This is a genomic window from Serratia sp. Ser99 (assembly GCF_024519545.1).
Taxonomy (GTDB): Bacteria; Pseudomonadota; Gammaproteobacteria; order Enterobacterales; family Enterobacteriaceae; genus Serratia; species Serratia liquefaciens.
In genome coordinates this window covers 1-698 of sequence record NZ_JALJRT010000031.1, presented here as the reverse complement: position 1 = coordinate 698, position 698 = coordinate 1, and the positions used below count along the sequence as shown (strand labels likewise).

Annotated in this window: 1 protein-coding gene; it reads left to right on the top strand. The window is 64.0% G+C overall.

Annotation, left to right across the window (positions count from 1 at the left end; all coding sequences use genetic code 11):
- Positions 1-698, top strand: a 698-nt coding sequence (locus NR114_RS24200) for an autotransporter outer membrane beta-barrel domain-containing protein (RefSeq protein ID WP_256814530.1), incomplete at both ends; no start/stop codon positions are given.

Genomic DNA, 698 nt, shown 5'->3' with positions numbered 1-698 from the left:
GCCACGGGCTATCAGGCATCCACCTACGGCGTGCTGGTGGGGCTGGACTCGGCGCTGGCGGACGAATGGCGGTTAGGGGTCGCGACCGGTTATACCCGCACCTCGCTGGACGGCGGTTATGGCTCGAATGCTGACAGCGACAACTACCACCTGGCGGTGTACGGCGGCAAACAGTTCGGTGAACTGGCGCTGCGTGCCGGTGGGGGTTACACCTGGCACCGTTTCGATACCTCACGCTCGGTGAACTACGGCATGCAGTCAGATCGCGAAACCGCGAAGTACAGTGCGCGCACCGAGCAGGTGTTCGCCGAAGCGGGATACAGCATAAAAGCGGCCTGGGTGAATCTGGAGCCGTTCGCCAACCTGGCGTACATCAACTTCCAGAACAACGGCATCGCGGAAGACGGTGGGGCGGCGGCGCTGCACGGTGACAAACAACACACCGACGCGACGGTCTCGACGCTGGGGCTGCGTGCGGACACCGAGTGGCAGGCGAGCAAAACCACTGCGGTGGCGCTGCGCAGCGAGCTGGGTTGGCAGCATCAGTACGGCGATCTGGATCGCGGTACCGGGCTGAAGTTCAACGGCGGCAGCTCACCGTTCGTGGTGAACAGCGTGTCGGCGTCGCGTGACGGTGCGGTGCTGAAAGCCAGTGCGGAAGTGGCGGTGAACAAGAACGCCACGCTGTCGCTGGGCTA